The 12,469-nt window shown below is 61.8% G+C and carries 14 protein-coding genes; 9 read left to right on the plus strand and 5 right to left on the minus strand.

Going from position 1 to position 12,469, the window contains the following annotated elements:
- Positions 1-326 precede the first annotated feature (326 nt).
- The gene (locus ACK6AU_RS04755; protein WP_409297995.1) at positions 327-1,055 is read right to left on the minus strand and encodes an XRE family transcriptional regulator; all 729 of its coding nucleotides are present in this window, start codon (positions 1,053-1,055) and stop codon (positions 327-329) included.
- A 96-nt stretch (positions 1,056-1,151) separates the two neighbouring features.
- On the opposite strand from ACK6AU_RS04755, the gene ACK6AU_RS04760 reads away from it, so the two are divergent.
- Positions 1,152-1,397, plus strand: coding sequence for a GNAT family N-acetyltransferase (locus tag ACK6AU_RS04760; protein ID WP_409298040.1), 246 nt, complete (start codon positions 1,152-1,154; stop codon positions 1,395-1,397).
- Between the two features lie 89 nt (positions 1,398-1,486).
- On the opposite strand, the gene ACK6AU_RS04765 is transcribed toward ACK6AU_RS04760, so the two are convergent.
- Positions 1,487-1,798, minus strand: coding sequence for a hypothetical protein (locus ACK6AU_RS04765; protein ID WP_185699957.1), 312 nt, complete (start codon positions 1,796-1,798; stop codon positions 1,487-1,489).
- A gap of 170 nt (positions 1,799-1,968) precedes the next feature.
- Here ACK6AU_RS04765 and ACK6AU_RS04770 point away from each other — a divergent pair, with 170 nt between their 5' ends.
- Entirely contained in the window at positions 1,969-2,592 is a 624-nt protein-coding gene (locus tag ACK6AU_RS04770) for a hypothetical protein (RefSeq protein WP_185699956.1), read from the plus strand.
- 24 nt (positions 2,593-2,616) lie between these two features.
- Here ACK6AU_RS04770 and ACK6AU_RS04775 read toward each other — a convergent pair whose 3' ends face one another.
- Positions 2,617-3,183 carry a GNAT family N-acetyltransferase gene (locus ACK6AU_RS04775; protein ID WP_409297998.1) on the minus strand — a complete coding sequence of 189 codons (567 nt, stop codon included), beginning with the start codon at positions 3,181-3,183 and terminating at the stop codon, positions 2,617-2,619.
- 118 nt (positions 3,184-3,301) lie between these two features.
- On the opposite strand from ACK6AU_RS04775, the gene ACK6AU_RS04780 reads away from it, so the two are divergent.
- Positions 3,302-4,138 carry a helix-turn-helix domain-containing protein gene (locus ACK6AU_RS04780; RefSeq protein WP_221775294.1) on the plus strand — a complete coding sequence of 279 codons (837 nt, stop codon included), beginning with the start codon at positions 3,302-3,304 and terminating at the stop codon, positions 4,136-4,138.
- A 157-nt stretch (positions 4,139-4,295) separates the two neighbouring features.
- Positions 4,296-4,721 carry a hypothetical protein gene (locus ACK6AU_RS04785; RefSeq protein WP_409298000.1) on the plus strand — a complete coding sequence of 142 codons (426 nt, stop codon included), beginning with the start codon at positions 4,296-4,298 and terminating at the stop codon, positions 4,719-4,721.
- Positions 4,722-4,966: 245 nt separating this feature from the next.
- Here ACK6AU_RS04785 and ACK6AU_RS04790 read toward each other — a convergent pair whose 3' ends face one another.
- Entirely contained in the window at positions 4,967-5,674 is a 708-nt protein-coding gene (locus tag ACK6AU_RS04790) for an alpha/beta fold hydrolase (protein WP_409298002.1), read from the minus strand.
- 359 nt (positions 5,675-6,033) lie between these two features.
- On the opposite strand from ACK6AU_RS04790, the gene lpxO reads away from it, so the two are divergent.
- The 3 genes from lpxO to ACK6AU_RS04805 all read left to right on the plus strand — a co-directional run bounded on the left by lpxO (position 6,034) and on the right by ACK6AU_RS04805 (position 8,723).
- Positions 6,034-6,933, plus strand: a complete 900-nt coding sequence (lpxO, locus tag ACK6AU_RS04795) for a lipid A hydroxylase LpxO (protein WP_409298004.1) — start codon at positions 6,034-6,036, stop codon at positions 6,931-6,933.
- Between the two features lie 195 nt (positions 6,934-7,128).
- Positions 7,129-7,494 (plus strand): hypothetical protein, encoded by a 366-nt coding sequence (locus tag ACK6AU_RS04800; protein ID WP_409298006.1) that lies wholly within the window; start codon positions 7,129-7,131, stop codon positions 7,492-7,494.
- 77 nt (positions 7,495-7,571) lie between these two features.
- On the plus strand, positions 7,572-8,723 hold the full coding sequence (locus ACK6AU_RS04805) for a PQQ-dependent sugar dehydrogenase (protein ID WP_185699950.1): 1,152 nt from the start codon (positions 7,572-7,574) through the stop codon (positions 8,721-8,723).
- A gap of 3 nt (positions 8,724-8,726) precedes the next feature.
- Here ACK6AU_RS04805 and rimI read toward each other — a convergent pair whose 3' ends face one another.
- A complete protein-coding gene (gene rimI, locus ACK6AU_RS04810; RefSeq protein ID WP_185699949.1) occupies positions 8,727-9,839 on the minus strand; it encodes a ribosomal protein S18-alanine N-acetyltransferase in 1,113 nt (370 codons plus the stop codon).
- Between the two features lie 94 nt (positions 9,840-9,933).
- On the opposite strand from rimI, the gene ACK6AU_RS04815 reads away from it, so the two are divergent.
- Together ACK6AU_RS04815 and ACK6AU_RS04820 are read left to right on the plus strand one after the other, a co-directional pair.
- Positions 9,934-11,520 (plus strand): RimK family protein, encoded by a 1,587-nt coding sequence (locus ACK6AU_RS04815; protein ID WP_409298009.1) that lies wholly within the window; start codon positions 9,934-9,936, stop codon positions 11,518-11,520.
- Positions 11,521-11,527: 7 nt separating this feature from the next.
- Complete coding sequence (locus ACK6AU_RS04820) at positions 11,528-12,469, plus strand: magnesium transporter CorA family protein (RefSeq protein ID WP_185699948.1); 942 nt, start codon at positions 11,528-11,530, stop codon at positions 12,467-12,469.

A 12,469-nucleotide genomic window follows, 5' to 3' on the forward strand; every position in this document is an offset into this window, starting at 1 on the left:
TGAGTGCCGAGCAAGCCATTGGCCAGAAATACGTGAGCTTCGCGTGACTTCCTTCCATGCCTTTCCCTAGCTCTCCGGACATGGCCGGGGCGATCCCCAGCTAGCCGTTGACGATCCGATGTGGCGCGCCTTGTTCAAGAGCAACGCAGCCTTCGCTATCGGGCCGAGGGTGAATCGGCACGGATCGAATATAGGCAAACCTGTATTCGTTGTAAATGGGTATTCCTATATTTTGTCGTGCAAAGAAACCCGCCTATGACGGGCTCACAAGAAGCTGGGGGGATGACGTTGGTCAAACGCCTGGAGGGATTGCAAAACAGCAGGTATCAGCGCGAGTACATCGCCCACCAGAACACATGGCCCAGGATCGAGATTTGCTGTTCCTGGATCTCGGTGAAGCCATAGTCTTCATCAGGGTGTTCTTCCCGGTTGAAGCTACGCAGGCGCAAGCCGCCAGGCAGGCGGTAGAGCTGTTTTACTCGCAACTGGCCGTTGTGATCGAGGGCATACATCTCGCCGTCGACCACATCCTTCAGCGTATGCCTGGCACAGTTAACGCCAACCGTGGCGCCATCACGCAGTACCGGGATCATGCTGTTCCCGCTCACCGATACGCATCTTGCATGGCTGAACTGCACGCCGTTCTGACGCAGGTCCTTCTTGAAGAAGCGCAGGTGGGCGGTGGTGCTGGCCTCGATCACGAAACGTCCGGAACCGGCAGCCAGTTCCACTTCCCGGAGGAAGGGGACATAGACCTCATTGTCAGCAAGGGGAGTGTCTTCGTCCCAAGTCTCGATAGCGTCCAGTTCGATCTTCGGTGCCCGCGTTACGGGACTCTCCCGGTCGGCAACCAGCATCTGGCCATCACCTTCGGCCAGCCACAGCGCGGATACGCCACAGGCAGAGGCAATTTGCGCCACGAAGGCCGTGGCCTTGGACTTTCCTCGCTCCAGATCGGAGATCGAGGTCTGTGTGATACCTGCGCGTGCAGCCAGTTCAGTCTGATTGAGCTTGGCGTGGCGGCGGGCGGTCTTGAGGCGATCTTTGAATTCCATGGCGGGAGTATTACGGCGTCTCCCATATGTGGCAAATCGGTTTTCCTATAATTCGATGGACGGCCTCTCAGGTACCTGTCCGAGCAGCATATCAACCTGGGATCGCGCTCCGCGGTCGAAGCTTGGGGCAGGGGCTATGCCACCCAATTGGGACTCGCTGCGCTGGAACACGCATTCAAGCCACTGGGCCCGCCGGAGGTCTACAGGCTGGTCAGGCCCGGCCATGGAGCGTCGATCCGGGTGCTGGAGAAGATTGGCGTGCGGCTATGCGGTGAACTGAATGATGTGTCGGACCAGCCTCCAAGCCGGGTATTCAAGGCGCAGCGCGATGCTCCGAGCTGATCCGCACGAAGAACCAGGTGAAAGGCCCAGCGTCTCGATGCATCAATTACCGAGGTTGGGCGATCGTCAGTGCACAGCCGGGCTTTTCGTCAGGAATGGAACTGCTCGAAGGCTTCAGCCTCGATCTCGCCGCTTCCTGAAATGAGGCTTCCGCCTTCCTCTCGCAGTTGATAGTCATGCTGTTCGCCGCCAATGGCCGCGGCCCCATCGAGGCCCAACAGCAGGCTGTAGAAAATATCGGTCAGCGCCGTATCCATGGCCTCCCACAGCTTTTGCGACTGCCCTTCATCCAGCTCCAGGGCCCTGAACTGTTGGGCGGCGGTTCCAGTCCCATGACGGAGCTCCTCCTGGACCAGGCGTTTCTCTGCTTTCCAAAGGGCTACGAATTCTTGTGCATCCATGTGGCCATTCCGCTGAGTGGTTCAGCCGCGAAGTATGCCAGTTCTCTTCAGTGGGTTTGTGTTGGGTGCTGATAGCCATCAACGCGCCATTATTTTTTCCGGCGAGTACAGTTTCGCAGGGCATCTTGGGTATGCTGCGCGCGCCCGTTTTCGTTGCTCATGGAGAGCTCATGTTCGCTCGCAATGCCTTCGTCTTGACCCTGATATCTACCTGCCTGCTGGTTTCAGGTTGCGCCGTTCCCCCGGCCTCCGTGACTGCCGAGGCCGTGACGCTCGAACCTCTGGGCCAACCCTTGCCCCAGAGCGCTGCCCGGAGTGCCTTGATCGAGCGGATCATCGCCAATGACGCGGTCGTCGTATCCGCGGGCAAGCCGGTGTTGGCAGCCGACACCAACAATGACGCACGTATCGCCGCCCTGAAGAAAGCGGATTCTGTGCGCTTGCCCGAGGCTTACTGGGCGCTATACAAACAGAACCTGGAAGCCATGCAATACGATCTCAACCATCAACACGATGCGGCCCGAGACCAGTACGTCGCGGCTTACCGCGACGAATTGAACCGTGTCGACGACGGTGTACTGCAGAAGCTGGCCAGTGGGCCGCAAGCCCTGGATGACAAGAGCCGGCGCCAGTGGGGTGCGCGCATGGCGCAAAGGACTTCGCAGTACATGATCAAGAGCGATGAGTCCTTTCGTGCGGCCACCAAGGCGCACCTGGATCGCATGGCATTGATGGATCGCCGGTACGATGTCTGCTCGCGCAAGGCCGATTGCTGGGATGCGCCCGCCAAGTAGCGAGCCTGGACTCCTGCAACGTCCTCAGCCGGGGAGCGATGGTGAGCTGTGCCGCTGGAGCATCAGCCACTCCTGCTTGCCGATGTGGCTGATGTGTTCGTCCCGATAGTCGTTCATGAACGGGTTGAATTTGCCGCTTTCGCTGTGGTGGTACTTGAAGCCGCACTTGGCCTGGGCCCGGAACGATTGTTCGTTCCCGGCAAAGTAGCCGCACCAGAGGGCGCCGAGCTCCAGATCGACGAAGGCGTGGCGCATCAGTTCCCTGACCGCTTCCGGAATCAGGCCCTGGCCCCAGAACGGCACGCCAATCCAATAGGCGATTTCCGCCTCGTTCTCGGCGATCTCGAAATGGCTGTCCTGGCCAACGAGCAATCCCACCAGGCCGATGGCCACGTCGTCCTGCTTGCGCGTCACGGCGTAGACGTGCGGACGTGAAAATAGCGTTTGGATGATTTCCAAACTCTGCGCTTCGCTTTCATGCACTGGCCAGCCGGCGATCGGACCCACTCGCGGGTCGCTGGCGTACTGGTAGAGGCTGGACGCGTCGCTGGCCCGCCAGGGCCGCAGGACAAGGCGTTGGGTGTTCAACATGAGGTGTTTTCCTGAAATTTGTGGCGCAAAATGCCCAGCGCCATTGTGGAAATCCGTCAGGACAGGGGCAATGCATGGGCTGGGGCAAAAAAAGTAATTTTCAAAACAGCAGACGCACTTGGAGGCCTGGGCAGTGGTATCGGACCTGACGGTGAACGGTTGCGAGGATTTCTTCATCGGCTGCTGCCGGTTCGACGGGGACCAGGGGCTCCCCCTGGCCTTGGCCTATGTGGTGGTGCTGGTCTGCCAGCAGGGCAGCGCTGAACTGGAAGTGAATTTCCAGCCGTACAAGGTGACGGAAAACGACTTTCTGGTTCTCGCCGAGGATTCGATCGCCTGGTTCAGGCACAGATCGGATGACTTTGCCTGTCGCTGCTATCTGCTCAATCGCGCCATCGCGGCAGAGGTGGCCGCCGCGTTGCCCAACAGCCTGTTCGTGTTCTTGAGTCGTTCGCCGTTCTTGCGCGCCAATCGACAATTTCAGGCCTTCTTGCAAGCCTGGGAGCGTCAGGCGGCGATCATCCAGGAGCAGGTCGCGAACCATCGGCGAGTGATGCTGGTCAACCATTTCCAGAACCTGTTCTTGTGGCTTTGCGAAAGAGTCGACTTGCAGAGCGTGACCAGCAATGACTTCAGCAGGCCGGAAGCGCTTTGCTGGCGCTTCTGGGAGTTGATCGCGCTGCACTGTCGGCAGCAGCGCGAGGTGGCGTTCTATGCTGGCCTGTTGCATGTGACCCCCTATTACCTGGCACAGCTGTCGCGAAGGTATTTCAACGACGCGCCCAAGACGCTGATCGACAGGCAGGTGGTGCTGGAGATCAAGAAACAGCTGGCCCAGCCACGCAAGCCGGTGCGGCGGATCGCTGAAGAGCTCAATTTTGCCGATGCGTCCTACCTCGGCAAATACTTCAAGCGCCATACCGGCCTGGGCCTGAGCCAATACCGCAAAGGCTGAGCGAGTTTGGCGGTTGTCGGGGGCAAGTTCATTTGGCATCATTCGGCCCTCATTCCCGGCCCGATCCTCCACCCCTCTCAATTGGGGACCGGGTCGAGGAGTGACCTGAACCTGAAGGTCCGGCCAGGTTTCCTTGCATGGAACAACTGGTCTTGCGATGGATATGCAGCACGAACATTCCTCCCGCGTCGAACGCGCTTCACCGATCAAACGCAACAAATGGCCATGGCGCGTCCTGTTCTTCGGCACCTGGCTGATTGCCGTTTTCCTCTTCCTGCTCCTGCTGGGCCTGGGTGTTGCTGCGGTGATTGCAGGTTTTGCCCCGGATCTGGACTGGCCATGGCGTTGCCTGGCCCTTGTCGCGGGCACAGCGATCATCCTGCTGTGCCTGGCGATGCTCAAGGCCGCCTTTCTCGAGCGATCCTCCGCCCAATCCTGTCGGTCACGAGCCCGATCTGCGCGTGGGTCTTTTCATTGTCCGGGCATGCAGCCGCTCTATGGTGCGCGCGCTGGCTCCCAGCCGCCTGGCTCACGGGGTGGTGACGCAATAGCCTGGCCCGGTGCACGCTCCGCGGATCCGTAGGGAAGGGCAGGTCCACCGGGGAGCGATCCAGGGCCATCACCTGCTCGATCAATACGCGGGACAATCGGGCCAACATGCACGGGACCCAGGTGCAGGAGAGCACCAACGACCCGCTGATGTCATTGTTCCCCGGGCTCTACCATCGGTGGCCTGCCGAGGGCTGTTTCGGGCTTCCTGGCATCGCTGTCGGGCTCATACCCTGGACCATTGGCGTTCAGCGGAACCGAAGTCGACTCCTGGTGCGGTTAGCCCGGCAAGGCCTGGATGAAATGCCGCAGAGGCCGCGCGGCTTCTGCCGGCGCGGCCTGGAGCAAGCAATGGGGGCCATCGATCTCGATTACCTGGGCATCCTGGCGCAGCTGCAGGATCAAGGCCGCTGCCGCCGCGGGCACCAGTCGATCCTGGCGGGCGCGCAGGTACATGAGCGGCAACTGCGATGCGGCCAATGCCGCGCTGCAGTCCACATCACGCACGGCCAGCAGGCGCGCCCGCAGCACCGATGGCGCTACCTGGGCTATGGCCCCGGCCAGGGCTGTACGCAGTCCCGGGGTGGAAAGCCTGCCCAGCAGCAGTGCCGCCATGGGCCACGACGGCAAATGATGCAGGGAGATGAGCTTGAGCAGCCCCATCAGGGGACTCAAGGCGGGGCGCGGGTTACGTACGAAACTGGCGCACAGCACCAGGCCCAGCAGGCCTGGTGGCTGGCGTGCGGCAAGGGCGACCGCCACCGGGCCGGAAAAAGACTCCCCCAGGAGCACGAAGGGCCGATCCTTGGGCAACTGCTCCCAGACCCGTTCTTGCAGGGCGGGATAATCCAGCGGCAGGTTGGCGGGATAGTCCAGCACCTGCACTGGCACGTCAGGGCCCAGGGTCTTGAGCAGTGGTTCGAACAGGCGGCCAGTGCCGTCCATTCCGGGCAGCAGTACCAGCGTCGGGAAGCGTGGCGGGAGCATGGTTCGGGCGATCCTTGCCGGGCGAGGGAAGTCAGTGGCGCGCAGCATACGCCGTCTCATCCCTCGCACACAGCCGTCGCGAGGCTGAGGAGGCAAAGTGCCTGTCCATTGAGCTGCATCAATACCTGCGGCAATAGCGGAGCGCGGCTACAAAGCCCCCGCAGCTTTTCACAAATTTGGATTAACCCTTGGTTACAAACTGTGGCTAAAATGCCTGCCGACGGCCAGATGCCGAGAGCCGGACTGGCGACGGAGAGTATCGCCAGTCACGCTTTTTCAATTCAGACGCTGCCATTTGCCTCCGGACCAGCGGGTTTGTGCAGGCGCAGCATGTTCCCTTCTGACGTGTGACGATTTCCGTGAAACTCATCATTGCCGCTGTATACGTTCTATCCATTGCATACGTACACCTGCGGGGGCGAGTGCGCCACAAACTGGGTCGCCAGCTCAGTGACCACTCCACCTTCCTGGCGCCGATCAACTGCTTCCTCTACCTGTTCTCCAAGCATCCCAACCGGCCGTACCTGGACCCGGCGGACTTCCCGGAAATGGAAATGCTCAAGGAGCACTGGGAAGAGATCCGCGCCGAGGGGCAGAGCCTGCTGCAGGCCGGCGAGATCAAGCGCTCCGACCAGTACAACGACGTGGGTTTCAACTCGTTCTTCAAGACCGGCTGGAAGCGCTTCTATCTCAAGTGGTACGGCGACAGCCATCCTTCGGCGATGAAGCTGTGCCCGCGCACCACCGAGCTGGTACAGAGCATCGGCTCGATCAAGGCCGCGATGTTCGCCGAACTGCCCCCCGGTTCGAAGCTGGTTCGCCATCGCGATCCCTATGCCGGTTCCTATCGCTATCACCTGGGGCTGTCCACGCCCAACAGCGAGGGTTGCTACATCGAGGTCGACGGCGAACGCTACCACTGGCGCGACGGTGAAGCGGTGATGTTCGACGAGACCTATATCCACTATGCGGAAAACACCACCGAGCAGAACCGCATCATCCTGTTCTGCGACGTCGAGCGACCGATGAAATACCGCTGGGCCGCAGCGTTCAATGGCTGGTTCAGCCGTACCGTGATGTCGGCGGCCGGCTCGCCCAACGACGCGGGCGACAAGACCGGCGGCCTGAATCGGGCCTTCAACCGGTTGTACAAGATCCGCCTGCGGGGCAAAGAGCTGAAAAAACGCAATCGCGCGCGCTACTACCTGGAAAAGTGGGCGATCTTCGCCGCGTTGCTGTTGCTGTTCATCTATATCTGATGACCCCCGCCTGTATGCGAACTCTTCAGCGGTCAGCCATCCGCCGACCCTGAGGAGGCCCGCCATTCCCGGTGCCCACATCCTCCCGTGGATACCGGGCGTTACATCTGCCTCAAGATTATTTGATTAACAAAGCCGAACCCCGGGCGTAGCGTGGAATCGAATCCGATACCTTCGCTCCCGAGGAGACCTGCCATGAACAGTCCGGCTCGCGGCCTTGCCGCATTCCTTGTCCTGGCCTGGGCCGCCGGCACCGCCTGGGCCGCCCCGGAACCCTACAGCCAGGTGGCGGACACCTGGCGACTCGCGCAGAACCTGCCCAACAGCGGCAATAACGATCCCTACAGCAACCCGATTCGTCGGGCCAATCCCAACAGTATGCAAGGGACCCAGCCCGCCAACCCGCCGGTACGCGTCCCCGGGACTGTGCCCTCGAGCCCGGCGCCCACCCTGGAGAACGGCGGGATCGGCAACGGCTATCCTCGTGGAGGGGGACAACGGCCCAACCCCGATCCACGCTTGCCAGCCCCCAGCTACGACGCCAATGGCAACCGGCGCTGAGACGCCCACGGCCTTGCCAGGGAGCGCTGTACCAGCGGCCACCAGGGAAGCCCCTCGATCCATAGAAGGAAACCAGTATGTTGCGTAGAAGCCTGTTCACCACCTTGTGCACCAGCGTCCTGTTGGCCAACGCCACACCGGCCCTGGCCGTCGAGAAGCAGACATTCGCCAGTGAACACGGCACCTTGAGCCTGGCCCCGGTGGTGCAAGGCCTGGACCATCCCTGGGCCCTGGCGTTCCTGCCGGATCGCCAGGGCATGCTGGTCACCGAACGACCGGGCAACCTGCGCCTGGTGAGCCCCGAGGGCAAGCTTTCGGCGCCCTTGAATGGCGTACCGACGGTGTGGGCCCGAGGCCAGGGCGGCCTGCTGGATGTGGCGTTGTCGCCGGATTTCGTCCAGGACCGCCTGGTCTACCTGTCCTACGCCGAGGGTGGTGGCCAGGGCGACACTGCCGGCACCGCGGTGGGCCGTGGCCGACTGGCCGAGGATGGCAGTGGGCTCAAGGACTTCCAGGTGATCTTCCGCCAGGAGCCGAAGCTCTCCACCGGCAACCACTTCGGCTCGCGGCTGGTGTTCGACCACGACGGCTACCTGTTCATCACCTTGGGAGAGAACAACGTGCGGCCCACCGCCCAGGACCTGGACAAGCTCCAGGGCAAGGTCGTGCGCCTGTACGCCGATGGCCGGGTACCAGAGGACAATCCCTTCGTTGGCCAGGCCGGTGTGCGTCCGGAAATCTGGAGTTACGGCCAACGTAATCCCCAGGGGGCGGCGCTCAATCCCTGGAGCGGGACGCTGTGGGAAGGCGAGCATGGCCCCAAAGGTGGTGACGAGCTGAACATCATCGAGCGGGGCAAGAACTATGGCTGGCCCCTGGCAACCCATGGCATCGACTATTCGGGCCAGCCGATCCCCGAATCTGGCGGACAAACCGCCCCGGGCACGGTGGCGCCGCGGCATGTCTGGGAACAGTCGCCGGGCATCAGCGGCTTGGCTTTCTACACTGCCGATCGCTTCAAGCCCTGGCAACACAACGCCTTCATCGGTGCCCTGAGCAGCCAGCAACTGATCCGCCTGCAGTTCGATGGTGACCGCGTCGTGCATGAGGAACGTTTGCTGGGCGAGCTCAAGGCGCGCATCCGCGACGTGCGCCAGGGGCCCGACGGTTATCTGTATGTCCTCACCGATGAAGACTCGGGCGTGCTGTACCGGCTCGGCCTGGAGTAAGCCTCAAGCACCCTGGGCGGACTGGCGTGGGTAGAGCACCACGGCGGCCCGCAGCTTGCTGCTGCCGAAGCTGCACATCTTGTCGAACTCCCGGTGGCTCACCGGCAGATGCTGGCAATCCATGGCCTGGCGGTGCTGGCTATGGTCGACATCGGGGTCGTGGAGGTAGACGAAGTCCTGGTCGCAGTCGGTGACCATCACCCAATGGGGCGCCTTGGAGCGGGTCAGGCGATAGCTGCTGATCAGCACCAATGGCTGGCCGCCGTCATCCAGCAGGCGCGGCAGCTCCAGCGGCCCGCCGAGCACCTGTTGCACGTCGCTGGCGTCCAATGCCTTGCAGAACTCGTCGTGGACCAGGCGCATGACGTCTTTTTTATGCTCGTCGCGTACGCCGTTGAGAAACAGCGGCCCGGCGCTGTTGACCTGCAGGCGCACGCCAAAGCCCCGGCGCCAGGCCGCCAGGGCCAGGCCCTGGGGGCTGCAGCCTCCGTGGCCGGCGGTCATGAAGACCGTGGTCGCTTCGCGCCAGATCTGCAGCTCTTCGCGACGCTCCAGCGGCCGCGCCGGTTGCAACGCGGCCATGGCCATCAGCAGGCAGGCCGGTCCGCAGGTGAAGTCGGTGGTCTGCTGGTAGTAGGGCACACGGATACTGCGGGTCTCCCGAGGCTCGCGGATGCGCTTTTCCAGGCGCAGGGCGTCGGCATGGTCCTCGTAGTAGTCGTGGAGCCTGGCGAAGCGTCGATAGCCGTGGCGTTCGTAGAGGGCGATGGCCGTGGGGTTGTCGCTGCGCACCTCCAGGCGCAGGTAGGCGCAGTCGTGGGCCAGGGCGCAGTCCTCGATGCGTTGCAGCAGGCGCTTGCCCAGGCCCAGCCCCCGGGCATCGGCAGCGATGGCGATGGAGTACAGGCGCGCCAGGGAGGTGCCGCGGTGAAACAGCACCAGGGCGTAACCCAGCAACCGCTCGCGGTGCTGGGCCACCAGCAGTTGCCCGTGGGCGCGGCTGATCATCCATTGGAAGCTGCGCGGGGTCAGGCGGTCGCTGGTAAAACATTGCTGTTCCAACTCCACCAGGGCTGCCAGGTCGTCGGGGGTTGCAGTGCGAAAGACAAGATCCATATGACCGCCGTAAAAGTTGCGTAATGAAACGAGACTTCAAAAAAAGTTCGTGCTTAATAGAAAGGGTCAGGTTTCTTCAGCGAGATCGAACTTTATGTCAGCGGTACAAAATCATTGGCCAGAAGTATCCGGGCAAAGTTTGCCGGCGGCAATCACTTCGACAAGTTATTTGTCGGCAATCGATAAAGTCTCCAGCCAAGTCATCATCATTGTCGAGCGCAAGGAAGACTGGGCCTCGTATTTCCCCAGTGAAGATATCCTCACCGCCCAGGAGTACCTGGAACATAGCTGCGCAAGCACCCCGGGCAAGCGGGTCCAGGTCATCAACCTGTGCCGCAGCTACAAGTACCTGGGGCATGGTTATTATTGCTCGCTCCTGGCCGAGGCCCGTGGTCACCGGGTGATTCCTTCGGTTCGGACCATCAGCGAGCTGACCCGCAAGGCCCTCTACGGCCTGGCGCTGGACGATCTGGACAAGACCCTGGAAAAGGCCTTGAGCCATCATCTGTACAGCGATACCGAAGGCTTTACCCTGACTCTGTATTTCGGCCGGACCCATATAGAACCCCTGCAGGATTTGGCCCGGCAGATATTCGAGTTGTTTCCATGCCCAATCTTGTTAGTTGAGTTCAAACGAACTAACAGCTGGCACATCGAGGGTGTGAAGTGCGGCGCCCTGCATAAGTTGCGAGAAGACCAGGAAGATCAGTTCGCCAACTCCCTGGACAGTTTCAGTCGCAAGGTCTGGCGTGTTCCGCGCTCCCGGCGCCTGGCCCGTTATGACCTGGCTATCCTCCATGATCCCCAGGAAGCCTTGCCGCCTTCCAATGCCCGGGCGCTGGAGAATTTCATTCGCGTCGGCAAGGGGCTGGGGATCGATGTGGAGCTGATCGAGAAGAAGGACTACACGCGCCTGGCCGAATACGACGCCTTGCTGATCCGCGAAACCACCAGTGTCGACAATCACACCTACCGCTTCGCCAAGAAGGCCGAGAGCGAAGGGCTGGTGGTGATGGACGATCCGGCTTCGATCTTGCGCTGCACCAACAAGGTCTACCTCAGCGACCTGCTCAAGGGTCACCAACTGGGGATGCCGGCTACCGAGATCCTGTACAAGGAGCGACCGCAGGACTTCGAGCGGGTGGGCGAGCGCCTGGGCTTTCCCCTGGTGCTGAAGATCCCCGACGGTTGTTTCTCCCGGGGGGTGATCAAGGTCGAGAGCCAGCAGGCGCTGCTGGAAGCCACCGCCGAACTGTTCGAGCATTCGGTCCTGCTGCTGGCCCAGGAGTTCTTCTACACCGAGTACGACTGGCGCATTGGTGTGCTCAACCGCAAGCCGATCTTTGCCTGCCAGTACTTCATGTCCAAGGGCCATTGGCAGATCTACAACCACAAGGCCAAGGGCCAGGACATCAACGGCGAATGCCGGACCCTGGCGATCCACGAGGCGCCACGGGCGGTGGTGGAACTGGCGGTCAAGACCGCCAGCCTGATTGGCGACGGCCTGTATGGGGTCGACCTCAAGCAAGCCGGCGACAAGGTGGTGGTGATCGAGGTCAATGACAATCCCAACCTCGATGCCGGCATCGAGGATGCCTACCTGCAGGACGACCTGTATTGCCTGGTGCTGGAGGAATTCGTCCGTCGTCTCGAACTCAAGCGGCGGGGCCAGGCCTGGTGAGGTTGCGATGATCCAGAGCTATCGGCTGAGCCATGGCGGCCTGTGCCCGGTGCCTGGCCTCGAGGCGCAGGTCATGCTGTTCAGCGATCCGGACCTGGCCGAGCGCGACCTGCTGCACAGCGCTTTCAAGCTCGATGCCCATGCCCTGGACTCGGCGCTGGACCCGGACGAAGTCTCGCGCATCGAGTTTCACCCCGATTACCTGTTCCTGATCTGGAAGCGCCCGGAGAACTATTCCGGCGCTGGCAGTCTGTCTTTCGAGGTATCTTCCTGCGGCTTGCTGTTCGCCCCGGAGCGATTGCTGGTGATCGCCGCTGACGACACGCCGCTGCACGGCCTGGGCGCCAGGCACGACCTGCACACGCCGCAGGACGTGCTGCTGGATTTGCTGCTCAACAACATCCATCACTACCTGGGGCACCTGAAGGTGATCAAGCTGGTGGCCCGCGAGCTGCAACAGAAGTTCAACCAGACCCTGGAGAACCGCCACCTGCTGCAGATGTTCAACCTCAGCGAAAGCCTGATCCACTACCTCAATGCCCTGCGCAGCAACGGCGCGGTCCTGACCCGCTTGCGCAACCACGCTGCCAAGGAGCGTTTCTGTGGCCAGGCCATCGGCCTGATCGACGACCTGATCATCGAGAACGACCAGTGCTACAAGCAGGCGGAGATCTATTCCACGGTGTTCGCCGGGTTGATGGATGCCCGGGGCAACCTGATGAACAACAGCAGCAACCAGCTGTTGCGCAAGCTGACCCTGATCAACGTGGTGTTCCTGCCGCTGAACCTGATCGCCAGCATCGGTGGCATGTCCGAATTCAGCATGATGACCGCCGGCACGCCCTGGTGGTTGTCCTATTCGCTGCTGTTGCTGGCGATGTTGCTGGCCGCGGTTGGCATGGCCCTGGGGTTGCGGCGGCTGGGGGGCCGCCGCGAGCGGGCTGGCTGA

Source organism: Pseudomonas sp. KCJK8993 (assembly GCF_046230915.1).
Classification (GTDB): Bacteria; Pseudomonadota; Gammaproteobacteria; order Pseudomonadales; family Pseudomonadaceae; genus Aquipseudomonas; species Aquipseudomonas piscis.